General features: G+C 69.1%; 26 protein-coding genes and 1 pseudogene. 12 read left to right on the top strand and 15 right to left on the bottom strand.

Annotation, left to right across the window (positions count from 1 at the left end; translation table 11 throughout):
* Positions 1–49: 49 nt before the first annotated feature.
* Both G6N14_RS19700 and G6N14_RS19695 read right to left on the bottom strand, forming a co-directional pair.
* Positions 50–577 (bottom strand): mycothiol transferase, encoded by a 528-nt coding sequence (locus tag G6N14_RS19700; protein WP_085136482.1) that lies wholly within the window; start codon positions 575–577, stop codon positions 50–52.
* A 10-nt stretch (positions 578–587) separates the two neighbouring features.
* Positions 588–971 carry a VOC family protein gene (locus tag G6N14_RS19695; RefSeq protein ID WP_085136739.1) on the bottom strand — a complete coding sequence of 128 codons (384 nt, stop codon included), beginning with the start codon at positions 969–971 and terminating at the stop codon, positions 588–590.
* Between the two features lie 46 nt (positions 972–1,017).
* On the opposite strand from G6N14_RS19695, the gene G6N14_RS19690 reads away from it, so the two are divergent.
* Both G6N14_RS19690 and G6N14_RS19685 read left to right on the top strand, forming a co-directional pair.
* The gene (locus G6N14_RS19690; RefSeq protein ID WP_085136481.1) at positions 1,018–2,742 is read left to right on the top strand and encodes an N-acyl-D-amino-acid deacylase family protein; all 1,725 of its coding nucleotides are present in this window, start codon (positions 1,018–1,020) and stop codon (positions 2,740–2,742) included.
* 73 nt (positions 2,743–2,815) lie between these two features.
* Complete coding sequence (locus tag G6N14_RS19685; protein ID WP_085136480.1) at positions 2,816–3,619, top strand: class I SAM-dependent methyltransferase; 804 nt, start codon at positions 2,816–2,818, stop codon at positions 3,617–3,619.
* A gap of 4 nt (positions 3,620–3,623) precedes the next feature.
* Here G6N14_RS19685 and G6N14_RS19680 read toward each other — a convergent pair whose 3' ends face one another.
* Positions 3,624–4,640, bottom strand: a complete 1,017-nt coding sequence (locus G6N14_RS19680) for an aldo/keto reductase family protein (RefSeq protein WP_085136479.1) — start codon at positions 4,638–4,640, stop codon at positions 3,624–3,626.
* Between the two features lie 61 nt (positions 4,641–4,701).
* Here G6N14_RS19680 and G6N14_RS19675 point away from each other — a divergent pair, with 61 nt between their 5' ends.
* On the top strand, positions 4,702–5,088 hold the full coding sequence (locus G6N14_RS19675) for a hypothetical protein (protein WP_085136478.1): 387 nt from the start codon (positions 4,702–4,704) through the stop codon (positions 5,086–5,088).
* Positions 5,089–5,115: 27 nt separating this feature from the next.
* Positions 5,116–5,517: a pyridoxamine 5'-phosphate oxidase family protein gene (locus tag G6N14_RS19670; RefSeq protein WP_085136477.1), complete on the top strand. Its 402-nt coding sequence runs from the start codon at positions 5,116–5,118 to the stop codon at positions 5,515–5,517.
* Here the strand turns inward: G6N14_RS19670 and G6N14_RS19665 are convergent.
* The 3 genes from G6N14_RS19665 to G6N14_RS19655 all read right to left on the bottom strand — a co-directional run bounded on the left by G6N14_RS19665 (position 5,498) and on the right by G6N14_RS19655 (position 9,529).
* Positions 5,498–6,835 (bottom strand): bifunctional adenosylcobinamide kinase/adenosylcobinamide-phosphate guanylyltransferase, encoded by a 1,338-nt coding sequence (locus G6N14_RS19665; protein WP_085136476.1) that lies wholly within the window; start codon positions 6,833–6,835, stop codon positions 5,498–5,500. The genes G6N14_RS19670 and G6N14_RS19665 overlap by 20 nt on opposite strands.
* Before the next feature lie 132 nt (positions 6,836–6,967).
* On the bottom strand, positions 6,968–8,593 hold the full coding sequence (gene groL, locus G6N14_RS19660) for a chaperonin GroEL (RefSeq protein ID WP_085136475.1): 1,626 nt from the start codon (positions 8,591–8,593) through the stop codon (positions 6,968–6,970).
* 225 nt (positions 8,594–8,818) lie between these two features.
* Positions 8,819–9,529 (bottom strand): M24 family metallopeptidase, encoded by a 711-nt coding sequence (locus G6N14_RS19655; RefSeq protein ID WP_085136474.1) that lies wholly within the window; start codon positions 9,527–9,529, stop codon positions 8,819–8,821.
* A 56-nt stretch (positions 9,530–9,585) separates the two neighbouring features.
* On the opposite strand from G6N14_RS19655, the gene G6N14_RS19650 reads away from it, so the two are divergent.
* Positions 9,586–11,280: a DEAD/DEAH box helicase gene (locus G6N14_RS19650; protein WP_085136473.1), complete on the top strand. Its 1,695-nt coding sequence runs from the start codon at positions 9,586–9,588 to the stop codon at positions 11,278–11,280.
* A 16-nt stretch (positions 11,281–11,296) separates the two neighbouring features.
* On the opposite strand, the gene G6N14_RS19645 is transcribed toward G6N14_RS19650, so the two are convergent.
* Positions 11,297–12,742: a PH domain-containing protein gene (locus tag G6N14_RS19645; RefSeq protein WP_085136738.1), complete on the bottom strand. Its 1,446-nt coding sequence runs from the start codon at positions 12,740–12,742 to the stop codon at positions 11,297–11,299.
* 44 nt (positions 12,743–12,786) lie between these two features.
* Entirely contained in the window at positions 12,787–13,323 is a 537-nt protein-coding gene (locus tag G6N14_RS19640) for a PH domain-containing protein (protein ID WP_109559871.1), read from the bottom strand.
* 101 nt (positions 13,324–13,424) lie between these two features.
* Between G6N14_RS19640 and G6N14_RS19635 the strand changes: the two genes are divergently transcribed.
* The 4 genes from G6N14_RS19635 to pssA are packed head-to-tail and all read left to right on the top strand — an operon-like array spanning position 13,425 to position 17,246.
* Positions 13,425–14,348, top strand: a complete 924-nt coding sequence (locus G6N14_RS19635; RefSeq protein ID WP_085136472.1) for an SDR family NAD(P)-dependent oxidoreductase — start codon at positions 13,425–13,427, stop codon at positions 14,346–14,348.
* 14 nt (positions 14,349–14,362) lie between these two features.
* Positions 14,363–15,595, top strand: a complete 1,233-nt coding sequence (gene moeA, locus G6N14_RS19630) for a molybdopterin molybdotransferase MoeA (RefSeq protein ID WP_085136471.1) — start codon at positions 14,363–14,365, stop codon at positions 15,593–15,595.
* A 41-nt stretch (positions 15,596–15,636) separates the two neighbouring features.
* Positions 15,637–16,344 carry a phosphatidylserine decarboxylase gene (locus tag G6N14_RS19625; RefSeq protein WP_085136470.1) on the top strand — a complete coding sequence of 236 codons (708 nt, stop codon included), beginning with the start codon at positions 15,637–15,639 and terminating at the stop codon, positions 16,342–16,344.
* The gene (gene pssA, locus G6N14_RS19620; protein WP_085136469.1) at positions 16,341–17,246 is read left to right on the top strand and encodes a CDP-diacylglycerol--serine O-phosphatidyltransferase; all 906 of its coding nucleotides are present in this window, start codon (positions 16,341–16,343) and stop codon (positions 17,244–17,246) included. The genes G6N14_RS19625 and pssA overlap by 4 nt, the downstream gene beginning before the upstream one ends.
* Before the next feature lie 8 nt (positions 17,247–17,254).
* Here the strand turns inward: pssA and G6N14_RS19615 are convergent, their stop codons facing one another.
* Positions 17,255–17,815 carry a chorismate mutase gene (locus tag G6N14_RS19615; protein WP_085136468.1) on the bottom strand — a complete coding sequence of 187 codons (561 nt, stop codon included), beginning with the start codon at positions 17,813–17,815 and terminating at the stop codon, positions 17,255–17,257.
* 75 nt (positions 17,816–17,890) lie between these two features.
* Here G6N14_RS19615 and G6N14_RS19610 point away from each other — a divergent pair, with 75 nt between their 5' ends.
* A complete protein-coding gene (locus G6N14_RS19610) occupies positions 17,891–20,083 on the top strand; it encodes an AAA family ATPase (protein ID WP_085136467.1) in 2,193 nt (730 codons plus the stop codon).
* An 8-nt stretch (positions 20,084–20,091) separates the two neighbouring features.
* Here the strand turns inward: G6N14_RS19610 and G6N14_RS19605 are convergent, their stop codons facing one another.
* Positions 20,092–20,457 (bottom strand): bleomycin resistance protein, encoded by a 366-nt coding sequence (locus tag G6N14_RS19605; protein ID WP_085136466.1) that lies wholly within the window; start codon positions 20,455–20,457, stop codon positions 20,092–20,094.
* 43 nt (positions 20,458–20,500) lie between these two features.
* Positions 20,501–21,781 (bottom strand): cytochrome P450, encoded by a 1,281-nt coding sequence (locus G6N14_RS19600; RefSeq protein ID WP_085136736.1) that lies wholly within the window; start codon positions 21,779–21,781, stop codon positions 20,501–20,503.
* 125 nt (positions 21,782–21,906) lie between these two features.
* On the opposite strand from G6N14_RS19600, the gene G6N14_RS19595 reads away from it, so the two are divergent.
* Both G6N14_RS19595 and G6N14_RS19590 read left to right on the top strand, forming a co-directional pair.
* Positions 21,907–22,500, top strand: coding sequence for a TetR/AcrR family transcriptional regulator (locus tag G6N14_RS19595; protein ID WP_085136465.1), 594 nt, complete (start codon positions 21,907–21,909; stop codon positions 22,498–22,500).
* Positions 22,501–22,597: 97 nt separating this feature from the next.
* Positions 22,598–22,702, top strand: a pseudogene (locus tag G6N14_RS19590) (SDR family mycofactocin-dependent oxidoreductase); the annotation flags it as partial.
* Positions 22,703–22,837: 135 nt separating this feature from the next.
* On the opposite strand, the gene G6N14_RS19585 reads toward G6N14_RS19590, so the two are convergent.
* The 4 genes from G6N14_RS19585 to G6N14_RS19570 are packed head-to-tail and all read right to left on the bottom strand — an operon-like array spanning position 22,838 to position 25,813.
* Positions 22,838–23,476, bottom strand: a complete 639-nt coding sequence (locus tag G6N14_RS19585) for an LON peptidase substrate-binding domain-containing protein (RefSeq protein WP_085136464.1) — start codon at positions 23,474–23,476, stop codon at positions 22,838–22,840.
* Positions 23,476–24,642, bottom strand: a complete 1,167-nt coding sequence (locus tag G6N14_RS19580) for a glutamate--cysteine ligase (protein WP_085136735.1) — start codon at positions 24,640–24,642, stop codon at positions 23,476–23,478. Before G6N14_RS19580 ends, G6N14_RS19585 begins: the two co-directional genes overlap by 1 nt.
* Positions 24,623–25,333: a superoxide dismutase[Cu-Zn] gene (gene sodC / locus G6N14_RS19575; RefSeq protein WP_085136463.1), complete on the bottom strand. Its 711-nt coding sequence runs from the start codon at positions 25,331–25,333 to the stop codon at positions 24,623–24,625. Before sodC ends, G6N14_RS19580 begins: the two co-directional genes overlap by 20 nt.
* A gap of 9 nt (positions 25,334–25,342) precedes the next feature.
* The gene (locus G6N14_RS19570) at positions 25,343–25,813 is read right to left on the bottom strand and encodes a LytR C-terminal domain-containing protein (RefSeq protein WP_085136462.1); all 471 of its coding nucleotides are present in this window, start codon (positions 25,811–25,813) and stop codon (positions 25,343–25,345) included.
* Positions 25,814–25,833: the final 20 nt, after the last annotated feature.

Genomic DNA, 25,833 nt, shown 5'->3' with positions numbered 1-25,833 from the left:
TAACCCGCGTTGTGACCCGGATCGCACCCCGCCTCGACAGGTGTCAAGTCTAGGGCGCTTGGCCTTGTAAGCCCCGCAGGTAAGCAGCCTGGCCCAGGTGCTGCGCGCAGTCATCGATGATGCTGACCAGCCGTACCGCCGCCGTCACCGGCGGATCCCAGTGCTCGTCGACCACCCGGTCCAGCTCCTCGACGGTGATGGTGTCGAGGTAGCCCAGCGTCAACTGGTGTACGCCGTGGTAATAGCCCGCCAGCAGTTGCGCCGGCGCCCGCACCTTGGCGACCTCGGCAGGACCATGGCCGTAACCACTGTCACCGCGCGGCAGGTCCAGGCCGAACCGGTCCACCCAGCCGTCGCGGGTCCATGCCTGCTCGACGCCCGCGATCTGGGCGATCTGGATGTCTTGCACCCGCGCGCTGTGCCAGAGCAGCCAGGCGATGCTGTTGGCCTGCTCGGTCGGCCGGTAGTCGGCCACCTCGTCGGTCAGCCCGTCGGTGAGTTCGTCGGCGTGTTCGATCAGCCGCGTGAACGCGTCTGCCAGCAGGCGCTGCAGTGCGGTGGTCGCGGTGTCGGTCATACCTGCGACGCTACCCCTGGGGGCAGTGGCAGACCGCCTCTACGTTGTTGCCGTCCGGGTCGCGAACGAAGGCACCGTAGTAGGCGGGGTGATACTCCGGCCACAACCGCGGGGCGTGCAAAACCTCGGCCCCCAGACGCACGGCGGTGTCGTAGAACGCCCGCACCTGCTCGCGATCGACGGCGCTGAACGCGACGTGGACCTCGCGGTTGGGCCCCGTGGCGTCGCCGGCGGTCGCATCGGCGATCCAGAACGTCGGCTTGCCGTCCCGGCCGTAGCCGAGGGCCGGGCCGACGTCCAGTTGCCGCGAGTAGCCCAGCACCTCGAGCACGGCGTCGTAGAACTTCTGGGATTTGGCGTAGTCGGCGCAGTTGATGCCCACGTGGTCCATCACGAAAGACATCCTGGCATGCGGTACCGCGGGGTCGTAGATTAACCGGATGAGCCTCGACCTCGTGGTCCGCAACGGCACGATCGTCGATGGCCTGGGCGGCGGACCCTATGTCGGCGACGTCGCGGTCCGCGACGGCGTCATCACCGAGATCGGGACCGTCTCCGGCGACGCACGCCGGGTGATCGATGCCACCGGGCTGCTGCTCACTCCGGGGTTCGTCGACTTGCACACCCACTATGACGGGCAGTCCATCTGGTCGGATCGGCTCAATCCCTCTTCGGCGCACGGCGTGACGACGGCGGTGATGGGCAACTGCGGGGTGGGCTTCGCCCCGTGCCGGTCCGATGACCACGACGTGCTGGTGGATCTGATGGCCGGCGTGGAAGACATTCCCGGCGTTGTGATGACCGACGGCCTGCCGTGGACCTGGGAGACCTTCCCGCAGTTCCTGGACGCGGTCGACCAGCGTCCCCGCGACATCGACGTCGCGGCCTTCCTGCCGCATTCGCCGCTGCGCGTCTACGTGATGGGTCAACGCGGTGTGGACCGCGAATCCGCGACAGCCGAAGACCTGGCGAAGATGCGCCGGCTGGCCAAAGAGGCCGCCGAAGCCGGAGCACTGGGGTTCTCGTCGTCGCGGCTGAACACCCACCGCACCGGGACCGGCTCCCAGATCCCGAGCTTTGACGCCGCCTACACCGAACTGCTCGCAATCAGCCGCGGCCTGGCCGACGGCGGCGGCGGGTTGATCCAGTTTGTCCCCGATCTGCCCTCCGGCACGTACCGCCCCGTCCTGCAACAGGTTTTCGACGCCGCTACCGACGCCGGCCTGCCCGTCACGTTCAGCTTGCTGATCGGCAACTACGGCCCTCCGCTGTGGCACGACGCCATCGCCATGGTGGAGCAGGCCAATGCCGCCGGCGCCTCGATCACCGCGCAGGTCTTTCCGCGCCCGATCGGGCTGATGGTCGGCCTGGACCTGAGTATGCACCCGTTCATGCTGTACCCGGCTTACCAGCAGATCGCCGGCCTGCCCCTGGAGCAGCGCGTCGCCGAAATGCGCAAACCGGAGGTGCGGCAACGGATTCTCGCTGATCGCCCGACGATCACCGCCGCCAACCCGATCGCCTACATGACCCAGTCCTGGGACTGGATGTTCCCCCTCGGCGATGACCCCGACTACGAACCCGACCCGTCGAAAAGCATTGCGGCGCGCGCCAAAGCGCGAGGTGTCTCCCCCGCTGAGGAAGCGTATGACCGGCTGCTCGACGACGGCGGGCAGGCGATCCTGCTCGACGCCCTGGCCAATTTCGAAAACCACTCCTTGGACACCGTCAGCACTCTGATGCGGCGCGACGACGTGGTGCTGGGCCTGGGCGACGGTGGCGCGCACTACGGAATGATCTGCGACTCCAGCTTTCCCACCTATCTGCTGACACACTGGGCGCGTGACCGCGCGGCCGGCCGGCTCAGTGTCGAAGCGGCGGTGTGCGAATTGACGTCTACCCCTGCCGGCGTCGCCGGACTCGACGACCGCGGACGTATCGCGGTCGGTTACAAGGCAGATCTCAACGTGATCGACCACCGGAATCTGCGGTTGCACAAGCCGGTGGTCACCTACGACCTGCCCGCCGGCGGCCGCCGACTGGACCAGACCGCCGACGGCTACGTCGCGACGATCGTCTCCGGCGAGATCATCGCGGAGAACGGCAAACCCACCGCAGCCCGTCCGGGCAAGCTGGTACGCGGGCGCCAGCCGGCGCCGGCCTGACCCGCCGGCCTGGCGAACTCCCCGCGCAGCGATCCGGGCGGGGCGCCGATTCCGGCGAGTACCGTCTCCAGATGTGACGTCGCCCCGCTACACCCACGGCCATCACGAATCGGTTCTGCGGGCCCACCGGGTCCGAACGGCGCAGAACTCGGCGGCCTACCTGCTGCCGTCGCTGGCACCGGGCTTGCGGGTGCTCGATGTGGGCTGCGGGCCGGGCACCATCACCGCCGATCTGGCGGCTCTCGTGGCACCCGGCCGGGTGACGGCCGTCGAGCCCGTGCCCGGGGCGCTGGATCTGGCCCGCTCCTGCGCGCGCGAGCGGGGGCAGGACAACATCGACTTCGTGGTCGCCGATGTGCACGCACTGCAGTTCCCCGACAACAGCTTTGACGTGGTTCACGCCCATCAGGTGCTCCAGCACGTCGCCGATCCGGTGACCGCGTTGCGCGAGATGCGCCGGGTCTGCAGACCCGGCGGCGTGGTGGCCGCCCGGGACAGCGACTATGCGTCGTTCACCTGGTATCCGGCGTCGGCGGAGCTCGACGACTGGCTGCGGCTGTATCGGGACGCGGCGCGGGCCAACGGCGGCGAGCCCGACGCCGGCCGGCATCTGCTGGCCTGGGCGCACGCGGCCGGATTCACCGACGTCACCCCGACGGCGACCGCATGGTGTTACGCCACGCCCGCCGACCGGCAGCACTGGGGCGCCATGTGGGCCGATCGGATTCTGCAGTCCGCCATCACCGAACAGCTACTCGCCAGCGGTGCCGCCGATCCGGCCGAACTGCAGGCGATTTCGCTGGCATGGCGTACCTGGGCGGATCATCCCGACGGCTGGCTGGCGTTCCTGAACAGCGAGATCTTGTGTCGGGTGTAGCCGCTTAGATCAGCCGCTGCTGCGGGGTGGAGCGGGCGACCAGCGCGGCGTCGCTGGTGACCACATCGCCGAGCACCTCATCGATGCGGGCCAGCAACTCCTCGGGAATCCGCACGCCGGCCGCTTTGACGTTCTCGCTGACCTGCTCCGGCCGTGACGCCCCCACCAGCGCGGCGGCGACGTTGTCGTTCTGCAGCACCCAGGCGATCGCCAGTTGGGCCGTGCTGAGATCCAGTTCCGCGGCGATCGGCTTCAACTGCTGCACCCGGGTCAGCACATCGTCGGTCATGAAACGTTTGATGAAGTTCGCACCCCCCTTCTCGTCGGTGGCGCGCGAGCCGGCCGGCGGCGGCCGGCCCTGCAGGTACTTGCCCGAGAGCACACCTTGCGCCATCGGCGACCAGACGATCTGGCTCAGCCCCAGCTCTGCGCAGGCCGGAATCACTTCGGGTTCGATCACTCGCCACAGCATCGAATACTGCGGCTGGTTCGAAATCAACGAGACGCCGAGCTGGTGGGCCAATCCGTGGGCTTGCCGGATCTGTTCGGCAGTCCATTCGCTGACACCGATGTAGAGCGCCTTTCCCGCCCGCACGATGTCGGCGAAGGCCTGCATGGTCTCCTCCAACGGCGTGAAGGAGTCGTAGCGGTGCGCCTGATACAGGTCCACGTAGTCGGTGCCCAGCCGGCGCAGCGATCCGTCGATGGCCTCCATCATGTGCTTGCGGGACAGGCCGGTGTCGTTGCGGCCCAACGGGGCCGGGCCGATCGGCCAATAGACCTTGGTGAAGATCTCCAGCGATTCGCGGCGCCGGCCCTTCAGCGCAGCGCCCAACACCTCCTCGGCCCGCCCGTTGGCGTAGACGTCGGCGGTGTCGAAGGTGGTGATCCCGGCCTCGAGCGCGGCGTGCACGCAGGCGGTGGCGACGTCGTTTTCCACCTGCGAACCATGGGTGAGCCAGTTCCCATAGGTGATTTCCGAAATTTGCAGGCCGGAGTTGCCCAGGTAGCGAAATTCCATAACGCCATCATGGCTCACCAGACCTGGGTGTGTCTGCTGGCGGATCACTATCCTCGACGTCATGGCCAAGCCCGTCGACCTCGCACGCCTTGCCGCACTGCTGGCCGACTATCCCTTCGCCTTCCTGGTCACCGTCGGTGACGACTACCGCATCCACACCACCGCGATCACCCCGACCTTCGACGGCGTCCGGCTCGATGTCGGCCCGGTGGGATCGCACGGCCGGGCCAACCTGTCGTCTTGCACGGCCGTCACCGTGATCTGGCCGGCCCGCGACGTCGGCGACTACTCGCTGCTGGTCGACGGCCAGGCTGAGGTGCCCGCGGATCCGGCCGCTCCGGTGCTGGTGACGCCCACCAAGGCCCTGTTGCACCGGCCGGTGCTGGATCCGGGCACCCAGCGCGCACAAGGCACGGCCCATGACTGTGTGCAGCTCAAAGCCGACTGAGGGCCCACGGGGTTAGGCTGGAGATTCATGAGTTCCGAGGTGGATTTCGCTCGGCTCGCCGAGAAGCTGGTGGGCTACGACCACGCCTACCTGATCACCGTCGACGCCGAGAATCGTCCGCATCCGGTCCCGGTGACGCCGGTCCTGCGGGCCGGCACGGTCTACATCGGTGCGCTCGGCGGCCGGCGCAGCCGGGCGAACCTGGCCCGCACCGCCGAGGTGACCGTGCTGTGGCCGCCACCGGCGCCGGGCGGCTACACCGTGATCGTCGACGGCACCGCGCAGGTGTCCGGCACCGGTGAGTCGGCGCAGGTGTCCATCTGCGCCAGCCGAGCCGTCCTGATCCGGGTACCTACCCCTGAATCACCGCGTGGGACACGCTGTTACAACGATTGTATCGATCTCTCAGTCAGTCAGCGGGAAGCCTGAGCGGTCGCCCGGCCACCATCAGCACCACCTCGTCGGACTCGGCGGCCACTCGCGCGTTGAGCACTCCGAGCAGGTCGCGGAACAGCCGCCCCGATGCGGTGGGCGGAACCACGCCGCTGCCCACTTCGTTGCTGACCGCCACCACCGGGGCCGGGCACGCCCGCCAGGCCGACACGAGCTCGTCGATATCGGCCGAGACGGCGTTGCGCCCATCGTCGCCGCCGTCCCACACGCGGTGCAGGTCCATTCGGGCGGTGAGCCAGGTCCCGAGGCAGTCGAGCAGCACCGCCTGGCGGGCGCACCGCAGTTCCTCGGCCACCTCGGCCGTCTCGACGGTGCGCCAGGAGTCCGGGCGCCGCGCCCGGTGCGCCCGCACCCGCTCCGCCCATTCCGCGTCGCCCTCGCGCACCCCGCCGGTGGCCAGGTAGGTCACCTCCGGCTTGCCGGCCAGCAGCGCCTCGGCGTGCGCCGACTTGCCGGAACGTGCGCCGCCCAGCACCAGGGTGCGCACCGGTCGACTCGTGGCTGCCCCCACTCGCACCACCTCACCGTCGCGTCCCGGCCGAGCGCCCGAATCCGACAGTATCGCAGTCAATTCCGGCTCAGGAGGATTGTGGTGACTCAGGTGGACCGCAACGATGCTGGTCGCATCGGTGACGGCGGCGCAGTCGCGCAGCCGCGCCACCGTCGTCGCGAACCCCGGCAGGTCGTGGTGCTCGGTGCCGTGTTCGGTGTACGCCCCGAAAGTCTCCTCCAAGAAGACCGCGTCATAGCCGGCCCCGGACACCGCGGTGTAGGTGGACTCGGGGAGTGGACCGGTGTCGGTGGCCCACAGGACGCGGGCGTCGGCTGAGCCCACGTCGTAGAGCACCGCGTCGCCGCCGATGTCGGAACCGTGGGCGGCGGCCAGCACCCGCACGTCATAGTCCCCCAGCCGGATTCGGTCACCGGCCCGCACGGTCTGGAACCGGACCGGATCGTGCGGCGCCACCCAGTCCCGGCACTGGTCGAGTGCGCCGGCCGGGCCGACCACATCCAGCGGTTCGGTGGCCCCGGTCCAGTGCCGCATCAGCAGGGCCGCCGGTCCGACGTGGTCGGGGTGGCCGTGGGTGAACAGAATGTGCCGGACCTGCGCCAGTGACCTGCCCCAGTGCATCGCGGCGCGCGGCGCCTCCGGCCCGCAGTCCAGCAGCAGAACCCCGTCGACCAGCGCCGCGGTCTGGGCGCGGATTGCGGTCGCCGACCGGCAGGAGGCACACCCGCAGAACGGGTTCGGCCACCCGTCGGCGCTGCCGGTCCCCAGCAGCACGATCTCCATGGCACCTCCCCGTCGGCGAGCAGACGCAGAATTGCACTTATTGCGTCGACTTCGTGCGATTCTGCGTCTGCTCGGCGTCAAAAGAAAAGCCCGGCCCCACGAGGGGACCGGGCTTTCCCGTTGGCTACTGACTTAGAAGTCCATGCCGCCCATGCCACCGGTCGGGTCGCCCGCAGGTGCGGACGCCTTCTCCGGCTTGTCGGCGACAACGGCCTCGGTGGTCAGGAACAGTGCCGCGATGGACGCCGCGTTCTGCAGCGCCGAGCGGGTCACCTTCACCGGGTCGGCAACGCCGGCCTTGAGCAGGTCCTCGTACACACCCGAGGCGGCGTTGAGGCCGGTACCCGAGGGCGAGTTGGTGACCTTCTCGGCGACGACGCCGGGCTCCAGGCCCGCATTGAAGGCGATCTGCTTCAGCGGAGCCGACAGCGCGACGCGCACGATGTTGGCACCGGTCGCCTCGTCACCCTCGAGCTTCAGCTCGTCCAGCGACGGAGCGGCCTGCAGCAGGGCCACGCCGCCACCGGCGACGATGCCCTCTTCAACGGCAGCCTTGGCGTTGCGCACGGCGTCTTCGATGCGGTGCTTGCGCTCCTTGAGCTCCACCTCGGTGGCAGCTCCGGCCTTGATCACCGCAACACCGCCGGCCAGCTTGGCCAGGCGCTCCTGCAGCTTCTCGCGGTCGTAGTCGGAGTCGCTGTTCTCGATCTCGGAACGGATCTGGGCCACCCGGCCGGCGATGGCGTCAGAGTCGCCCGAGCCCTCGACGATGGTGGTCTCGTCCTTGGTGATGACGACCTTGCGGGCGGTGCCCAGCAGGGCGACGTCGGCGCTCTCCAGCGACAGGCCGACCTCTTCGCTGATGACCTGGCCACCGGTGAGGATCGCCATGTCCTGCAGCATCGCCTTGCGACGGTCACCGAAGCCCGGGGCCTTGACGGCGACGGACTTGAAGGTGCCGCGGATCTTGTTGACCACCAGGGTCGACAGGGCCTCGCCCTCGACGTCCTCGGCGATGATCAGCAACGGCTTGCCGGACTGGATGACCTTCTCCAGCAAGGGCAGCAGGTCCTTGACGGTCGAGATCTTGGAGCTGACCAGCAGGATGTAGGGGTCCTCCAGGACGGCTTCCTGGCGCTCGGGGTCGGTGACGAAGTAGCCCGAGATGTAGCCCTTGTCGAAGCGCATACCCTCGGTGAGCTCCAGCTGCAGGCCGAAGGTGTTGGACTCCTCGACGGTGATGACACCCTCGTTGCCGACCTTGTCCATGGCCTCGGCGATCAGGTCACCGATGGTCTGGTCGCCCGCGGAGATACCGGCCGTGGCCGCGATCTGCTCCTTGGTCTCGACCTCTTTGGCCGACGCCAGCAGAGTCGAGGTGACCTTTTCCACGGCCTTCTCGATGCCGCGCTTCAGGCCGAGCGGGTTGGCGCCGGCGGCCACGTTGCGCAGGCCTTCCTTGACCAGAGCCTGGGCCAGCACGGTGGCGGTGGTGGTGCCGTCACCCGCGACGTCGTCGGTCTTCTTGGCGACCTCTTTGACCAGCTCGGCGCCGATCTTCTCGTACGGGTCGTCCAGCTCGATCTCCTTGGCGATGGACACACCATCGTTGGTGATCGTGGGGGCGCCCCACTTCTTCTCCAGGACGACGTTGCGGCCCTTGGGGCCCAGCGTCACCTTGACCGCGTCGGCGAGGGCGTTGAGGCCCCGCTCGAGGCCGCGACGGGCCTCTTCGTCATACGCAATTTGCTTAGCCATTGCGAAGTGTTTCCTCCGGTTAGGGGGTGCACGTCTTGTTGGTCGGGTCAGTGCCCGCGACGGACGGCTGTGGGTGTGCTCCGCAGGTGCGGCCCCGCGCCTCACCGTCCCGACCTAGCACTCACTGGTCGCGAGTGCCAATGTCATTTTTAGCACTCGGCCATGGAGAGTGCAAGGTTGCCAGCTCGGATCCGGCAGGGGGCGATCCGGCCGGTCAACCGGGCCTCAGACGATGTCGAGCAGCTGCTCGTAGAAACCCCCGAACCCGCGGGCGCGGTTCACCAGGTGAACCTCGAGGATCCAGTGACACACCCGGCCGGTGGCGTCGGTCCGGCGCATCCGTTCATCGGAACCGGGCGCGACGTAGAACCGGGCTTCGTCCCCGCTGATCTTCTTGTGCGGAAACTCCCCCAGCAGGTGTCCGGCGATCGGTGCACCGAACTCCAGGCCCTCGTCCCGGGCCAAGCCGACGACGTGGTCGAACAGCTGCGCACCGGTGACGTCGGCGTGGGCCTCGAAGAACTCCCGGCCGGCATTCCACACCCGGGGCAGCGCGTCGCGCAGCGCCAGCTTGTCCGGGTCAGCATCAGCACCGCCGAGCACAAAGGTGCGGCCGAAGTCGGCCTCCCACTGCTCGAAGATCGGCCCCAGGTCCAGGTAGACGATGTCGTCGTCGGTGATGACCCGGTCCGGCGGGTCGGCGCGGAACGGCAGCAGGGTGTTCTCCCCGGCCCGCACCACCCGCCGATGCCAGTGCCGCGTCACCCCGAACAGGTCGGCGGCGAGCGCGGCGATCTCCTCGGAAAGGCGGCGCTCGCCGACTCCGGGGCGGATCATGGCGCGGCGCTCGATTTCGTCGAACAGGGCGCCCGCCTTGGCCTGCGCGTCGCGAAGCCGCTCGACTCGAACGGATTCCGGTTCCGGCGGGGTGGACACACCAGCGATGCTATCGGCTTGCCCTAGACTTCGATCTTGATCAGATAGGAGACCGGGTGCGGGCTGAACCAGCGCCCAGCACCCGGGCTTTGCGGGGCTGGCAACGCCGGGCTTTGGTGCGCTATCTGAGCGCCAAGCCACGAGATTTCCTGATGGTCGCCACCCCCGGCGCCGGTAAGACGACGTTCGCTCTGCGCATCGTGGCCGAACTGCTGGCCGACCGCACCGTCGAGCGGATCACGATCGTGGTCCCCACCGAGCACCTCAAGGTGCAGTGGGCCTCAGCCGCCGCGGCCCACGGCATCGCCCTGGATCCGCGGTTTTCCAACTCCGACTCGCAGACCAGCGCGGAGTACCACGGCGTCGTCGTGACCTACGCCCAAGTCGCCAGCCACCCGGCCCGGCACCGGGTGCGCACCGAGGCCATGAAGACACTGGTGATCTTCGACGAGATCCACCACGGCGGCGACGCCAAGAGCTGGGGCGACGGCATCCGGGAAGCGTTCTCCGACGCGACTCGCCGGCTGGCGTTGACCGGAACCCCGTTCCGCAGCGACGACAGCCCGATCCCGTTCGTCAACTACGAGCCCGACGGTGCCGGCCACCTGCGGTCGGTGGCTGATGACACCTACGGCTACACCGATGCGCTGGCCGACGGCGTGGTGCGCCCGGTGGTGTTCATGGCCTACTCCGGCGAAGCGCGCTGGCGTGACAGCGCCGGCGAGGAATACTCGGCCCGGCTCGGCGAGCCGCTGACCGCCGAGTACACCGCCCGCGCATGGCGCACTGCACTGGACCCGGCCGGGGAATGGATGCCGGCGGTGATCACCGCCGCGGACAAACGGCTGCGCCAGTTGCGTGACGGCGGCATGGCCGATGCGGGCGGCATGATCATCGCCTCGGATCAGAAGGCGGCCAGGGCCTACGCCAAGCTGCTGACGAACCTCACCGGGGAGGCGCCCACCGTGGTGCTCTCCGACGACGCCGGGGCCTCAGACAAGATCGCGCAGTTCTCCGCCGCCACTAGCCCCTGGCTGGTGGCGGTGCGGATGGTCTCCGAAGGCGTCGACGTGCCCCGGCTGGCGGTCGGCGTCTACGCCACGAGCGCGTCCACCCCGTTGTTCTTCGCTCAGGTGATCGGCCGGTTCGTGCGGTCACGGCGCCCCGGGGAGACCGCCAGCATCTTCCTGCCGTCGGTGCCGTCACTGCTGGGCCTGGCCAGCGAACTCGAACAGCAGCGCAACCACGTGCTGGGCAAACCCCACCGGGAGTCCGAGCGCGACGAGTTCGCCGAGGCCGAGCGCCGTCGCGACGAGCCCTCGGAAATGGAGAACAAATTCGAATCGTTGGGGGCCGACGCCGAGCTGGACCAGGTGATCTTCGACGGCGCCTCGTTCGGCACCGCCACCCCCGCCGGCAGTGAGGAAGAGGCCGACTACCTGGGCATCCCGGGATTGCTCGACCCCGACCAGATGCGTGACCTGCTGCGGCGACGCCAGGAAGAGCAGTTGGACCGCCGCTCGAAGGTGGCGGCCGCGGGTGGGGCCGCTCCTGCACCGGTGACCACGCATGGTCAGTTGCGGGCGCTGCGTCACGAACTCAACGCGCTGGTGTCGGCGGCACATCATCGTCTCGGCAAGCCGCACGGCTGGATCCACAACGAATTGCGCCGGATCTGCGGCGGCCCCCCGGTGGCGGCGGCGACGTCGGATCAGTTGCGGGCGCGTATCGAGGCCATCCGGCAGCTGTAACCGAAGGCGCCGTCGCTCAACCCCGCCGCGTCCAGCGACTGTGCGCCACCCACGGCGAGGCCTGCGCCGCTACCGACCAGGCCCACTCCTGCGGCACGTCGATCACCCGGTAGGCCTTGACACCGGCGGCGGTGGCCGCGATCAGGGTGGCCACCCCGGCGCGGCGCTGAAACCAGCTTTGACGCACGGTCCAGCCGACGATGCCGGCGGTGGAGATGCAGTAGCGGCGCTGCTCCCAGCTGCCGGTGCGCGCCGACAGCCAGTGCGCGTCCACACGATGCCCCAGGGCACGCGCCCGGTCGGCGGCCAGCAACGCCGCACCCACCGTCATCGCCGCCCACGCCGGCCAGCACCACTGCGGCACGTCGCCGACCGCCGCCGCAACAGCGAGTCCCACCCCCAGAACCACCGGTCCCATCATCGCCCGGGTCCAACGCCGGCGCACCGCGGCCGGCCCGTGCTTGCGCAGCGGCCCGGTGACCACCAAGGGATCGCCGATCAACCCGGTCAGCACCTGCTCAGCGGTGGCTCGGGGACACGGAGGCAGCAGGATCGACGACTCACCCTCACCGGTGATTCCCGTCATCGCCGCGTCCAGTCGCGCGCCACCGAACACCCGCACCAGCAGTGGCCGGCGCACTGTTCCGCCGCGCAACCGACGCATGTCGTAGTTGTAGTGACGGACCCGTAGCAGCCCATATCGCAACGCCAGCACGTCCGCAGCCGCCCCCGAACTGCGAGACAGCACCAAGTTCCCGTAGGTCAGCAAAGACCGCAGCACCGCCAGCACCATCGAGACCACCCACAGCACGGCGGCGATCAGTACCGCGCTCTGCCGAAGGCCGAACTGTTCAGCGGCCTCGATCCAGCCCCTGCTCACCGGTGAATCCTGCAGCGCCGCCCAGACTCCGCTCTGAAACAGTGCCCCCACCGCGGCACCGACCATCACCAGCCCGGACAGGCTCAGCGGGCTGAAGCGCAGCCACGACGGCTCCCAGCGCGCCAGCACCGTCGCACGCGCGGGCTCCGTCGGCGTCGGTACGGGCTGCCCGGTATGCGCCAGCAGCGTCGCCCGCAACTGCGGCACCTGGCTGCTCGGGACCGCGTTCAGTTCAAAGGCGCGGTCTCCAGTTGCGTGCTGGCCAGTGCTGACCCTCAGCACGGTCAAACCCAACAGACGGTGCAGCGGCCGGGCGTCGGTCTCCACCGAGCGAATTCGATTCCGAGGCACCGACAGCACCTTGCGGCGCACCAGACCTGACCGAAGCTGGACCCGGCCGGCTTCGGGGTCGGGTTCGATGCGGTAGCTGGTGGTGAACCAACGCGTCACACCTACTACCGCGATCAACCCGACCAGCGGCAGCACCCAGAGCTGATTGTCGGTCGCTGAGCCGAACACCACCACGGCGACCAACAGCGGCAGCTCGCGCAGCACCTCGTGCAGCGGATGAACCAACAGCATCCGCGGGCTCAGCCGCTGCCAGGCCGGCTCCTCGGCGATGGTGCTCACGTGGCATCTCCTGCCCCCAGTGAGGCGATGTCGGTCAGCTGCTCGACAACCCAGTCGGCGACCGAGGCATCCAGCGCAACGATGTGCACCGCACCTGCGGAAGACGCGGTCGTCACCCGCACATTGGCCAAGCCCAACAGCCGATCCAGGGGGCCCCGGTAGGTGTCGACTGTCTGCACCCGCGACAGCGGCGCGATCCGGCGTTCCTGCACCAACCAGCCGGTGCGCGTGTACACCGCGCGGTCGCTGATGTCCCACCGGTGCACGCGGTAGCGCCACAACGGCGCGATCACCACCGACACCAACAGGCCCAGCGCCGTGACGGCAAGGGCTGCGGTGTGCAGCCATTGCGGGTAGCGCACGGTCGCTTCGGCCACCTGCTCGTCGGCGAGCGCCCAACCCAATTGCAGCAGGGCCAGTATCAGCCAGGGCACCGCACCGACCATGGCCCACACCAGAGGTGCGCGGGAACTGGGCGGAGTGGCGGGATCGAGCAGCATGATCTCGTCGGACTGGTCTGCGTGCTGCGTCATGTAGGAGAGGATGGCAGGGTGCGGTCCGCACCGCATCGTCACCGCCGCTTCTGCGACAACTCATCCAGCGCACGCCGCGCCACCTGAGTATCGTTTGACACATGGGTGGGCGGGATCGGTGGACGACTGCGGACCTACCGGATCAAACCGGGCGCGTTGCAGTGATCACCGGCTCCAACACCGGAATCGGGTATTACACCGCCGCGGAGCTCGCTGGGCACGGCGCTCGGGTGGTGCTGGCGGTCCGCGACCTGGCGAAGGGCGACGCTGCGGCACAGCGGATCCGCGAGACCAGCCCGCAGGCCGCCGTCGAGGTTCAGCAGCTCGATCTGAGTTCGCTCGCCTCGGTCCGCGACGCCGCGGAGGCCCTGAGCGCCGCACATCCCCGCATCGACCTGCTGATCAACAACGCCGGCGTCATGTATACGCCCAAACAGCACACCGCCGATGGATTCGAGCTCCAGTTCGGCACCAACCATCTGGGGCACTTCGCACTGACCGGTCTGCTGCTGCCACGAATGCTGCGGGTGCGGCAGTCGCGCGTGGTGACCGTGAGCAGCATGGCGCACCGGATCATGGCGGCGATCCACTTCGACGATCTGCAGTGGGAGCACGGCTACAACCGGATCGCCGCCTACGGGCAGTCCAAGCTGGCCAACCTGATGTTCACCTACGAACTGCAGCGCCGGCTGGCCGCCAAACGCCGCTCCACCATCGCCGTCGCCGCCCACCCCGGCACCGCCAACACCGAACTGACCCGGCACCTCCCGCCGTTCCTGCGCCCCGCGGACCGGCTGCTGATGCCGCTGGTGGTACAGAGCGCCGCCATGGGGGCGTTGCCCACGCTGCGGGCAGCCACCGACCCTGAGGTGACCGGTGGCCAGTACTACGGTCCCGGCGGCATCGGTGAGCAGCGCGGATACCCCAAGCTCGTCGAGGCCAGCAAGCAGGCGCACGATGTCGAGTTGCAGCAGCGGCTGTGGGCGGTCTCGCAGGAGCTGACGGGAGTCACCTTCCCGGTCTGAGTCAGACTGTCGGCATGCGATCCGTCGAAGAGCACCAGCGGGCCGTCGCCGATCTGATCCGTCCCCGGCCACCGGTCACGGTCGCACTGTCCGATGCCGAGGGCCTGGCGCTGGCCGCGGACGTGATCGCACCGATCTCGCTGCCGGTCTTCGACAACTCCGGCATGGACGGCTACGCCGTGCTCGCCGACGACGTGGCCGGCGCCACGCCCGACAATCCGGTGACATTGCCCGTCACCGAGGACATTCCGGCCGGCCGCACCGATATCCCCACGCTGACACCGGGATCCGCGCACCGCATCATGACCGGCGCACCCGTTCCGCACGGCGCCGACGGGGTGATTCCCGTGGAGGCCACCGACGGCGGCGCCGATGTGGTGCGGATCGGCGCCGCCACCACGCGGGGCCGCCACATCCGGCCGGCCGGCAGCGATGTCTCCGCGGGCGCCACCGTGCTGCGGGCGGGGCAGCTGGTCAACGCGCCGACGGCCGGCCTGGCGGCGGCGCTGGGCCTGGCCGAACTGCCGGTGCAGCCCCGGCAGCGGGTTCTGGTGATCTCCACCGGGTCCGAACTGGTCGAACCGGGCACGCCGCTGGCACCCGGACAGATCTACGAGTCCAACGGCGTGATGCTCTCGGCCGCGGTGCGGGAGGCCGGCGCCGAGGTGGTGGCCACGGCGACCGTCGCCGACGACACCGCCGCGTTCACCGGAGTGCTCGAACGGTACGGCGTGTATGACGGGGCGGTGGATCTGGTGATCACCAGCGGCGGGGTCAGTGCGGGCGCCTACGAGGTGGTCAAGGATGTCTTCGGGCGCGACGGCGATCAGGGTGTGCACTTCGTCAAGGTGGCCATGCAGCCTGGGATGCCGCAGGGTATCGGCAGAATCGGCGGCGCGGGCAGCGGCGCCGCCATCATCACGCTGCCCGGCAATCCGGTCAGCGCACAGGTGTCCTTCGAGGTCTTCGTCCGGCCCGCCCTGCGCCGCGCGATGAACCTGCCGTCCCCGGATCGGCCGCGCCGCAACGCCGTTCTGCGCGAGAAGCTGATCTCTCCGGCCGGTAAGCGGCAGTTCCGCCGCGGACTGCTCGACCACGAGACCGCTACCGTCACGAGCTACGGACCGCCGGCCTCGCACCACCTGCGCTACCTGGCTTCGGCGAACTGCCTGCTCGACATCGCCGACGACGTCACCGAACTGCCCGCGGGCGCCGAAGTGCAAGTCTGGGACCTGACCGGGTGGTGATCCCGGCGGTGCGTTGACACCGCAGCTTCTAAGATGGCCCAATGGCCCGACGCCCTCGCGCAGCAGATGATCCCGGCGGCCTTCGGCATCTGATCGAGCTGGTGCGCTCGACGGTGCCGCCGATGCACAGCGCTGGCTTACCGTTCGTCGGCGGCGCGCTGAGCGTGGCGCTGTTGGGCCGTAAGCGCCGTTGGGCGCGCACCGCCGGGTTGCTGGCGGCCGGGGCCAGCGCCGGGTTCTTCCGGCATCCGCACCGGGTGCCGCCGACCCGCCCCGGTGTGGTGGTGGCTCCCGCCGACGGCACGGTGTGCCTGGTCGACTCGGCGGCTCCGCCTCCGGAGCTGGATCTGCCCGATACCCCGCTGCCACGGGTCAGCATCTTCATGTCGGTCTTCGACGCCCACGTCCAGCGGGCTCCGGTCGGCGGCGAGGTGATCGCGGTGCTGCATCGGGCCGGGAGGTTCGGGTCGGCGGACCGCACCGAGGCCAGCGAGGACAACGAACGCAACAGCGTGCGGATCCGCACCGCCGACGGTGCTGAGGTGATCGCCGTGCAGGTCGCCGGACTGGTCGCGCGGCGCATCATCTGCGACACCCGGCCCGGCGACTACCTGGCGATCGGTGACACCTACGGATTGATCCGGTTCGGTTCACGGCTCGACGTCTACCTTCCGGTGGGGACTCAGCCGCTGGTGGGCGTCGGCCAGCGCATGGTGGCCGGCGAAACCGTCCTGGCCCACCTGCCATGACCACCACCACCGCCGACCCGGCCCGGGGCCGGGGCCCGGTAGGTCTGCACATCCTGCCGAGTTCGATGACGGTCCTGGCGATCTGCGCGGGGCTGACCTCGATCAAGTACGCCCTCGACGGGCAGCCCCACATCGCCATGGCGCTGATCGCGGCCGCCGCCATCCTCGACGGTCTGGACGGCCGGGTGGCGCGCATCCTGGACGCCGAGTCGCGGATGGGCGCCGAGATCGATTCCCTGGCCGACGCCGTCGACTTCGGGGTGGCTCCCGCGGTGGTGATCTATGTGTCGCTGTTGTCGACGCAACCGGCGGGCTGGATCGTGGTGTTGCTGTACGCGGTGTGTGTGGTGCTGCGACTGGCCCGGTTCAACACCCTGCTCGACGACGCCACCCAGCCCGCCTACACCCGGGAGTTCTTCGTCGGGATGCCGGCACCGGCCGGAGCCATCACCTTAATGGGACTGCTGGCCGCCAAGCTGCAGTTCGGCGAGGGATGGTGGACGTCGCAGTGGTTCACCTGCATCTGGGTGGTGGGCACCTCGATGCTGCTGGTGAGCCGGATCCCGATGCGCAAGATGCACGCCGTGTCGGTGCCGCCGCATCTGGCGGCGGCCCTGCTGGCGGTGCTGGCACTGGTGGCAGCCGCGGCGTTCCTGTTCCCCTACGTGCTGGTGCTGGTGCTGATCGGGGCCTACCTGTGCACCATCCCGTTCTCGGTCCGCAGCCAGCGCTGGGTGGCCGCCCACCCGGAGGCATGGGAGGACGCCCCCAGGGAGCGCCGGGCCGCGCGGCGGGCCATCCGGCGGGCGCAGCCGAGCCGCCGCCCGGGCGTGCGGCGGGGAATCCGCCGGCCCGGCGGTCAGTCGATGGCACGGCTGCGGCTGCGCAAGCCGAGTCGCTGACGGCGCGGTCAGCCGGCGCAGTAGTCCTTCGTCGCCGACGACAGCGCCTGCCGGTAGAACTCGTCGAGCTGCCGTGCGTCGCTGACGGCCCGGGTCGCCTCCCGGAGTTCACCGGGGCACGCGGGCGAATGCAGCAGTTCCCATCGGCGGCCGATCTGGGCCAGCATCGCCTGGTTGAAACCGTCGATGCGCGCCCGGGAAGCCGCCAGTTCGGGAGCGGCGGCCGGGGCGGCCGCAGGATCCAGCTTCCACTGCGCGAACCGATAGTGCTCGGCGGCCTCGGTCGCGGCGATCTGGTCGGCGAAGATCCGGCGTACGTAGTCGGGGTCCAGCTCGGCACCGGTAGCGTCGGCGGCGACCTTGTCGAGTTGCTGCCCCACCCGGGCGGGATCCTCGATGGCACCGCCGGTCTGCCACTTGACCGCCGCTACGTCATCGGCAATCTGCAGCCGCTGGGCGGCGGCATCCACCAGCTCGGCCAACGGCGATGGGCCCTGCGCCCCGGCCGGGGCGGGGATCATCAGCACACCGACCGCACTGATCACCCATACCAGCACACCAGTCCGCATGGTGATATTCAAACCTGCCCGGCGGATCCGCCTGTTACCGGGGAGGCCACTGACCGCTATGCCGATAATGGCCGGGTGGGTTCCATCGATGAGCGCCAAGAAGACCGCCGAGTGGGCACCTCCCGGCATCTGACACTGATCGCCCGGCTCAACACCTCCGCTGTCGACGCCCGCCGTGGAGTCGTCCGACTGCACCCCGAAGCCGTTGCCGCCCTGGGTATCAGGGAGTGGGATGCGGTGTCCTTGACCGGTTCTCGCACCACCTCGGCGGTGGCGGGGCTCACCGGCCCGGACGCTCCGGCCGGGGTGGCGCTGCTCGACGACGTGACGCTGTCCAACGCCGGCCTGCGCGACGGCACCGAGGTGGTGGTGGCCGCGGTGACCGTCTACGGCGCCCGGTCGGTGACGCTGAGCGGCTCTGCCCTGGCGTCTCAGACGTTGTCGCCGACCACGCTGCGCCAAGCGCTGCTGGGCAAGGTGATGACCGTCGGCGACGCGGTCTCGCTCCTGCCCCGTGATCTGGGTCCCGGCACCTCGACGTCGGCGGCCACCTCCGCGCTGGCCTCGGCGGTGGGGATCAGCTGGACGTCGGAGTTGTTGACGGTCACGGGGGTGGACCCGGCGGGGCCGGTCAGCGTGCAGCCCAACTCGCTGGTCACCTTCGGCGCCGGGCCCAGTGCCCCGGCGGCGACTGTCGCCGCACCGGCCGCACCGGCCCGGATCGCCATCGACGAACTCAAGGGCTGCGAAGCCCAGGCGGCAAAGCTCGCCGAATGGCTCAAACTCGCGCTCGACGAACCTGCGCTGCTCAAGGCCCTGCGCGCCGGAACGAATCTCGGGGTGCTGGTGTCGGGCCCGGCAGGCGTGGGCAAGACGACCATGGTCCGGGCGGTGTGCGAGGGCCGCCGGCTGATCGAGCTGGACGGCCCCGAGATCGGGGCGCTCGCCGCCGAGCAGCGGCTGGCCGCGGTGCGCGCCGCGGCGGCGCAGGTCTGCGACGGCGGGGGCGTGCTGCTGATCGCCGACGTCGACGCCCTGCTGCCCGAGCCGCCGGAGCCGGTGGCCACGCTGATCCTCGTCGAACTGCGTGCGGTGGTGGCCACCGAAGGGGTGGCGTTCATCGCGACCTCGGCGCTGCCTGACCATGCCGATCCTCGGTTGCGGGCGCCGGAACTGTGCGACCGCGAGATCCGGCTGAGCCTTCCCGACGGCGCGACCCGCGCCGCGCTGTTGGCGACGCTGCTGATCGCGGTTCCCACCGTGGACCTGACGTTGAGCGAGATCGCCGATCGCACACCGGGTTTCGTGGCCGCAGATCTTGCCGCGCTGGTCCGGGAGGCGGCGCTGCGGGCGGCGTCGCGAGCAAGCGATAACGACGAGGAGCCGCAGCTGACCCAGCAGGACCTCCTCGGCGCGCTCAGCGTGATCCGCCCGCTGTCGCGGTCGGCGGCTGCCGAGGTTTCCGTGGGATCAGTCACCCTCGACGACGTCGGCGACATGGTCGCCACCAAGCAGGCCCTGACCGAGGCGATCCTGTGGCCGCTGCAGCACCCGGACACGTTCACCCGGCTCGGCGTCGACCCGCCGCGCGGGGTGCTGCTCTATGGACCGCCGGGGTGCGGCAAGACCTTTGTGATCCGGGCCCTGGCGGGCTCGGGCCGGGTCAGCGTGCATGCCGTCAAAGGCGCGGAGTTGATGGACAAGTGGGTGGGCAGCAGCGAGCGGGCGGTGCGCGAGCTGTTTCAGCGGGCCCGCGATTCGGCGCCGTCACTGGTGTTCCTCGACGAGATCGACGCCCTGGCACCGCGCCGCGGCCAGAGCTTCGACTCCGGGGTGACCGATCGGGTGGTCGCCGCGCTGCTCACCGAACTTGACGGCGTCGACCCGCTGCGCGACGTGGTGGTGGTCGGTGCCACCAACCGACCGGATCTGATCGACCCCGCTCTGACCCGGCCGGGCCGGCTGGAGAAGCTGGTGTTCGTCGAGCCGCCGGACGCCGACGCCCGGCGCCAGATTCTGCGGGTGGCCGGAAAATCCGTCCCCCTGCACGCCGATGTCGACCTCGACACGCTGGCTGCGGATCTGGAGGGTTACAGCGCCGCGGACTGCGTGGCGCTGCTGCGTGAGGCGGCACTGACCGCGATGCGGCGCGACATCGACGCCGCCGATGTCACCCCCGAGGACGTCGCCGTTGCACGCGAAACGGTGCGCCCGTCACTGGATCCCGCTCAGATCGAGGCGTTGCGGTCCTTTGCCGACAACCGTTGACTCCGCTGTTACGACAGCGGCGAGCCGACCCGGTGCAAGGTGCCTTCGGGGTCGATATAGGCGAATTCCCGGAGCTGGTAGTCGGTGTCGGCGGGTTCGGTGAAGCGACCCGGCACTCCCGACGATGTCCATTGGGCATAGAGCGCATCGGCATCGTCGACGTAGAAGTACACGCTGGCGGCGGTGCGCTGCGGGTCGTGCTCGGCCCACTCGGATAGGTGCAGCGAAACACGGCCGCGATCCACGAATCCGTACCGAGCTGGGCCACTGTAGGACAGCGCGGTGAAGCCCAGCCGGCGGTAACGTTCGAGCGCTGCATCGAGGTCTCGAACCGGGATGACCGGTGCGACCGAGGTGAACGCGATGTCGGTCATGGCGCGAGCGTACGTCCGGCAAGGCAGTCCGGGCGGCCGAATACTAGGACACCGGGTCGAACTCGATGTGCAACTCGGCCAGTCCGCGCAGCAGAAAGGTGGGCTCGTAGGAGTAGCGCCGCCGGTCGGCCGGTCCGTGCCGGGTCTCGCTGATTCTGATGTCGCGCATCCGGTCCAGCATCCGCGCAATGGTGATGCGGCCTTCGACCCGGGCCAGCGGCGCTCCGGCGCAGGTGTGGATTCCGCGACCGAAGGCAAGGTGCTCACGCACGTTCTTACGGTCCAGGCGGAACTGGTCGGGGTTGTCGAACTTGCGCGGGTCCCGGTTCGCCGCGCCCAGGCAGAGCATCAGCACGGTTCCGGCCTTGATCGGCACCCCGCCCAAAGTGGTGGTCTTGCGGGCCAGCCGGAAGTCGATCTTGGTGGGGCTCTGGATGCGCAGCGCTTCCTCGATAAAGGCGGGAATCAGGGCGGGATTGGCGCGCAAGGCCTGCTGGAGATCGGGGCGGTCACCCAGGGTTTGCACTGCGGAGCCGAGCAACTTGGTGACGGTCTCCTGGCCGGCCGCGAAGAGGAACGTGGCCGGACGCACCACTTCCAGCAAGTCCGGCGTGGCGCCGTCCGGGTAGGTGGCGGCCGCCAGACCGCTCAGCACGTCGCCACGGGGCCGGCGCCGCCGCTCTGCGAGGTAGCCGCTGAACTTCTCGTCGAGGTACTGCAAGGGGTTGAGGCCCACCGGAGTTCCGTCGAGGGATCCGACATGCTGTCCCGGCCGGTATCCCGCGCCCAGCGCACTGCGGAATTCGGCGCGATCCTCCTCGGGGACCCCCAGAAGGTCGGTGATGGCAAGGGTGGCATACGGTTTGGCGTAGTCGAACAGGAATTCACAGCGCCCGTTGCCGATGAACTCGCCGAGTTGAGTGTCGGTCAGTTGCCAGATGAACTCTTCGTTCTCCCGCAGGCGTTTCGGGGTGAGCAGCCCACTCAGCAGCGAACGGGCCCGGGTGTGGGCGGGCGGATCCATGACCACCAGGTGCTCGAAGATCGGGAATTCGTGGCGGTGCGCCTCGATCTGCTCGATGATGTCGTCGCCCTCGGGCTCGAACGGCAGCGGGGGGAACGGCCCGCCGATGGCGTTGACCGCCGAGAACGAGTCGTGGTCTTTGAAAGCGGCGAGCACCTCGTCGTAGCCGGTGACGGCGACGACGCCGTGATGCGGCTCGGCGAACACGGGCCCGCATCCACGCAGGTATTCGTAGTAGGGGTAGGGATCCTGCGTGACGGCCTGGTCGGAGAAGTAGTCGACCACTGCGAGATCCGTCATCGCCCGCCCTTCGCCCGTGTCCACGCTCTCGTCGTGCTGATCGACCGATCAAATTGCTACAATGGGTCATGCCTACCACGCGCGGCGCCGGACGGTCAAGCATTCCGCATCCCGGGCTGACGTGAATGACAGCCACACGCAAGGCCAAATCGACCGACAACGCCGCCCGTCGCCGCCTGATCGAGGCGACGGCGCGACTGATGCGTGAGGAGGGCTACGCCGCGGCGACATCGCGCCGGGTCGCGGCCGAGGCCGGGGTGAAGCAGGCTCTGGTCTACTACTACTTCCCCACCATGGACGACCTTTTCGTGGAGGTACTGCGGTCCGGAGCAGACGCCGCCCTGGAGCGGATGCGCGCCGCCCTGACCCACGACGATCCGCTTCGCGCCCTGTGGGAGATCAACAGCGATGATCGCGTGACCAGCTTAAATACCGAGTTCATGGCGCTGGCTAACCACCGCAAGGCCATCGGCGCCGAGCTCAAGGCGTATGCGGAGAGGGTGCGTGACATCGAGACCGCAGCGGTGACGGTGGCGTTGCGCGCCAACGACGTCGACCTGCAGCTCTACCCTCCCGTCGCGGTCTCGATGCTGATCGCCCAGACCGCCCGAAGTTTGTGCAATGAAAGCGGCGTCGGCGTCACCCGGGGCCATGACGAACTGCGCGCGCTGGTCGATCGTCTGCTGGGCACGCTGACACCGCCGCGGGCCACCACCTGAGGGCTGCCGCAGCACCGACCATTGACAACACCACCGCGCCGGTGTCACGGTTGCGCCTACTGCTGATCGATCGACCAATATCGCGGAGGCGCGGAACATGAGCGCAAGAGTGGCCGGCAAGGTCGCCTTCATCACCGGTGCGGCGCGCGGTCAGGGCCGCAGTCACGCCGAACGGCTGGCGCAGGAGGGCGCGGACATCATCGTTCCTGGCGTCCGAGGAGGCGCGCTACATCACCGGACTGACCCTCACTGTCGACGCGGGTAGCTGCCTGAAGTACCCCGGTGACTCTGCGTCCACCAGACACCTCACTCGCACTTTTTCCGGGTGGACGCAGAGTCAACGAGGGGTATCGAACTCGATCCGGGCCGATACGGTCGCAATCGCCTCATAAAGCGCCGCCACCCGCTCCGGCAGCGCCGGCGCCGCCAGCACCGCGTAGCGGTCAGCTTCCCCCATCGGGACCCGGCAGGCCAGCGAATACAGCCGTTGCTCCGGATTCAGCGATCGCAGGCGCTGCGCGTCCGCGAGACTGCCTCGAGCCGGCCCAACCGGATACCGGCCGGTCTGGGCCATCCGCAGGTGCAGCGCGTCGATGCGGTCTTCGAGCGCGCGGAACTGCTCTTCGGTCAACGGTTCTGACCGCTCGTCGGGCCACATCTCGACCACGGCGCGGGGGTAGGGATTGTCGGCAAGCCAGTCGCGCACCCGGATTCGCTCCCCCATCAGGCAGCGCAGCGCATAACGGCCGGCCCCCAGCTCGGTGCATCGCGTGATGGTGGCCATGGCGCCGACATCGTTGCGCTGCTCGCCTCCGCCCACCTCACGGCCACGGGCGATCAGCACCACCCCGAACCGGGGATCGCCGCTGCGCATCAGGTCGCCGACCAGCGCCGTGTAGCGCAGCTCGAAGATCCGCAACGACAGTTCCTCGCCAGGCAGCAAAACCCATTCCAGCGGGAACATCGGCAGCTGCATCACGCGCTGTCGAGCTCGTCCACCAGCGCGTCGACCACGGCCCGCAGATCGCCGTCGTGCTCCTCGGCGACCCGGCGCTGCCGCTGATATGACGCGCCCGTGCGGTAGATGTCGGCGACAGCGGCCAACTCATCGGCGCAGTGCAGCCGCGCCGCGACCGGCTCCAATCGGTTGAGCAGCTCGTCGAGGTCCTCGGTGACCAACCGCTCGTTGCTGTCGGCATCGAGGATGATCTCCGCGTCCAGCCCGTAGCGGGCCGCGCGCCACTTGTTCTCCTGCACATGCCAGGGCGGCATGGTGGGCAGGGCTTCGTCGGCCTCCAGCCGCCGGTCCAGGTCGACGATCAGGCAGTGCGTCAACGCCACCAGTGCGCCTAGCTCGCGCAGGTTGGACACGCCGTCGCACACGCGTACCTCAATGGTGCCCAGATGCGGCGAGGGGCGGATGTCCCAGCGGATCTCGTTGGTGTGATCGATGATCCCGGTCTTCTTCTGGTCGTAGACGAAACCCTCGAACTCCGCCCAGGTCTGAAACTGAAACGGCAGACCGGCGGTGGGCAACTGCTGAAACATCATCGCGCGGTTGCTGGCGTAGCCGGTGTCGTGACCGTCCCACCACGGCGACGACGCCGACAACGCCAGCAGGTGCGGATAGTGCTGCAACAAGGAAGTGATGATCGGCATCACCTTGTACGCCGAGGAGATCCCGACGTGGACGTGCACGCCCCAGATCAGCATCTGCCGGCCCCACCACTGGGTGCGCTTGATCAGCTCGGCGTAGCGCGGCGCATCGGTCAGCTTCTGCGCCGACCATCGGGCGAACGGATGGGTGCCGGCACCGAAGAGCTCCATCCCCCGGCCCTGCACGATGGGCCGGGCCGTCGCCAGGGTCTGGCGCAGATCTTCGATGGCCTCACCGGTGGTGTCGCAGATGCCCGTCACGAGCTCGACGGTGTTGCGCAGCAATTCCTTGTGCACCCGCGGGTTCTCGCCGAGTTCGGACAAGACCGCGCTGGCTTCGTTGCTCAGGTCGCGGGTCTGAGCGTCGACCAGAGCCAATTCCCATTCCACGCCAATGGTGGGCCGGGGGCTGCGGGCAAACTCAATTCGGGCTTGCGACCTCGCAGAAGCCCTGTTGACCGGCAGGCTATCCGGCGCCGATGACACCACACGCAATCCGCTTTCCGGCATCCCCGGTGGTCAGCGTGGTCTGGTCCGGGCCCGGCGTGCCGTTGACCTGCGTGTAGCGGTCCGCGGGGATGTTGGCGAAGTTGTCGTCGTCGGCGTGGACGATGATCGAGGTTCCGTCCCCGGCCAGCAGGTCGGCCTTGGTGAACGCGTCGGTGGTGGTCACCAACAGCCCACTGCCGTCGGAGCGCACCTGCAGCGAGGTCAGGTCCCCGCTCTGCGGGTGCTCGTTGTGCCCAGGCGCCTGGAAGTGCCCGCCGGCCGACAGGAAGCTGCCCGGCGCCCCGCCGGTGGGGGCCACCGACTCGGCTTCACACTTGCCGACGGCGTGGATGTGCAGGCCGTGGAAACCGGGGGTCAGCGCCCCGGCGCTGGTGGTCCGCACGGTCACGGTGGCGAACTCCTTGCCGCCGGCCTTGCTGAACTCGAACGTCGCGGTGGCGACCTGGCCGCCATCGGGGGTGTTCAGGTGCGCGACGAGGTTGTCCGCGCCGGCCGAGGCACCCGGCTCTGCCGGTTCGGTCGACGGCGCCGCCGAGCCGGTCCAGATTGCCGGAGTGGTGCCGGGCACGTCGGAAGGCACCTCGTTGGGGGGACTGCACGCCGCCAGCAGTACAACCGGGGTGGCGAAAACGACGGCGGCGAGAGCTCTGCGGTGACCTGTGACCATGCGAGGAGCTTAACCCGCGACTACCACGATGACGCCCGGTGGCTGCTCCACCACGTCCGGGATGCGTGGCTCAACAGCGGCTCCCAGCACCTCGCCCACCGAATGGGCCGCATCCTGCTCACCTTCGGCGTCGCCGAAGTAGACGGTGGTCTGCGTTACCTCGGGCAGTTCGAGGTTGCCGATCTCCGTGACGTTCCAGCCGGCTTCGCGTAGCCGCTCGGCCGTTTGGCCGGCCAGGCCGGGCTGCTCGGAGATGTTGAAGACCCGCACGTCGGCCTTGTGGACGGGATGTTCCGGCTTGGCCGGCGCCGAGACGGTGGTGACCGGTTGCGCCGTCGGCGGCTGGCCGGTGTCGTCGTCGGTTCCCGACGATCCGAGTGCCTGGAATCCCACCAGCAAAAAGACGGTGCCCAAGAACAGCAGCACCATCACCATCGCCCGGAGCGGAAGGCGGGAGGAGTCGGGAACGTGGTCGTTCATTGCGCCCACTGTATCCAGAG

Source organism: Mycolicibacter hiberniae (assembly GCF_010729485.1).
GTDB lineage: Bacteria > Actinomycetota > Actinomycetes > Mycobacteriales > Mycobacteriaceae > Mycobacterium > Mycobacterium hiberniae.
Note: the sequence above shows the minus strand (reverse complement) of the source record. Positions and strands in the feature narration are given on the sequence as shown.

Excerpts from the sequence above, each read along its gene's own strand:
- G6N14_RS19700 (WP_085136482.1), bottom strand. The coding sequence starts at position 577 with ATGACCGACACCGCGACCACCGCACTGCAGCGCCTGCTGGCAGACGCG.
- G6N14_RS19690 (WP_085136481.1), top strand. The coding sequence starts at position 1,018 with ATGAGCCTCGACCTCGTGGTCCGCAACGGCACGATCGTCGATGGCCTG.
- G6N14_RS19680 (WP_085136479.1), bottom strand. The coding sequence starts at position 4,640 with ATGGAATTTCGCTACCTGGGCAACTCCGGCCTGCAAATTTCGGAAATC.
- G6N14_RS19675 (WP_085136478.1), top strand. The coding sequence starts at position 4,702 with ATGGCCAAGCCCGTCGACCTCGCACGCCTTGCCGCACTGCTGGCCGAC.
- G6N14_RS19670 (WP_085136477.1), top strand. The coding sequence starts at position 5,116 with ATGAGTTCCGAGGTGGATTTCGCTCGGCTCGCCGAGAAGCTGGTGGGC.
- G6N14_RS19665 (WP_085136476.1), bottom strand. The coding sequence starts at position 6,835 with ATGGAGATCGTGCTGCTGGGGACCGGCAGCGCCGACGGGTGGCCGAAC.
- groL (WP_085136475.1), bottom strand. The coding sequence starts at position 8,593 with ATGGCTAAGCAAATTGCGTATGACGAAGAGGCCCGTCGCGGCCTCGAG.
- G6N14_RS19645 (WP_085136738.1), bottom strand. The coding sequence starts at position 12,742 with ATGCTGTTGGTTCATCCGCTGCACGAGGTGCTGCGCGAGCTGCCGCTG.
- G6N14_RS19640 (WP_109559871.1), bottom strand. The coding sequence starts at position 13,323 with ATGACGCAGCACGCAGACCAGTCCGACGAGATCATGCTGCTCGATCCC.
- G6N14_RS19635 (WP_085136472.1), top strand. The coding sequence starts at position 13,425 with ATGGGTGGGCGGGATCGGTGGACGACTGCGGACCTACCGGATCAAACC.
- moeA (WP_085136471.1), top strand. The coding sequence starts at position 14,363 with ATGCGATCCGTCGAAGAGCACCAGCGGGCCGTCGCCGATCTGATCCGT.
- G6N14_RS19625 (WP_085136470.1), top strand. The coding sequence starts at position 15,637 with ATGGCCCGACGCCCTCGCGCAGCAGATGATCCCGGCGGCCTTCGGCAT.
- pssA (WP_085136469.1), top strand. The coding sequence starts at position 16,341 with ATGACCACCACCACCGCCGACCCGGCCCGGGGCCGGGGCCCGGTAGGT.
- G6N14_RS19615 (WP_085136468.1), bottom strand. The coding sequence starts at position 17,815 with ATGCGGACTGGTGTGCTGGTATGGGTGATCAGTGCGGTCGGTGTGCTG.
- G6N14_RS19605 (WP_085136466.1), bottom strand. The coding sequence starts at position 20,457 with ATGACCGACATCGCGTTCACCTCGGTCGCACCGGTCATCCCGGTTCGA.
- G6N14_RS19600 (WP_085136736.1), bottom strand. The coding sequence starts at position 21,781 with ATGACGGATCTCGCAGTGGTCGACTACTTCTCCGACCAGGCCGTCACG.
- G6N14_RS19595 (WP_085136465.1), top strand. The coding sequence starts at position 21,907 with ATGACAGCCACACGCAAGGCCAAATCGACCGACAACGCCGCCCGTCGC.
- G6N14_RS19585 (WP_085136464.1), bottom strand. The coding sequence starts at position 23,476 with ATGCAGCTGCCGATGTTCCCGCTGGAATGGGTTTTGCTGCCTGGCGAG.
- sodC (WP_085136463.1), bottom strand. The coding sequence starts at position 25,333 with ATGGTCACAGGTCACCGCAGAGCTCTCGCCGCCGTCGTTTTCGCCACC.
- G6N14_RS19570 (WP_085136462.1), bottom strand. The coding sequence starts at position 25,813 with ATGAACGACCACGTTCCCGACTCCTCCCGCCTTCCGCTCCGGGCGATG.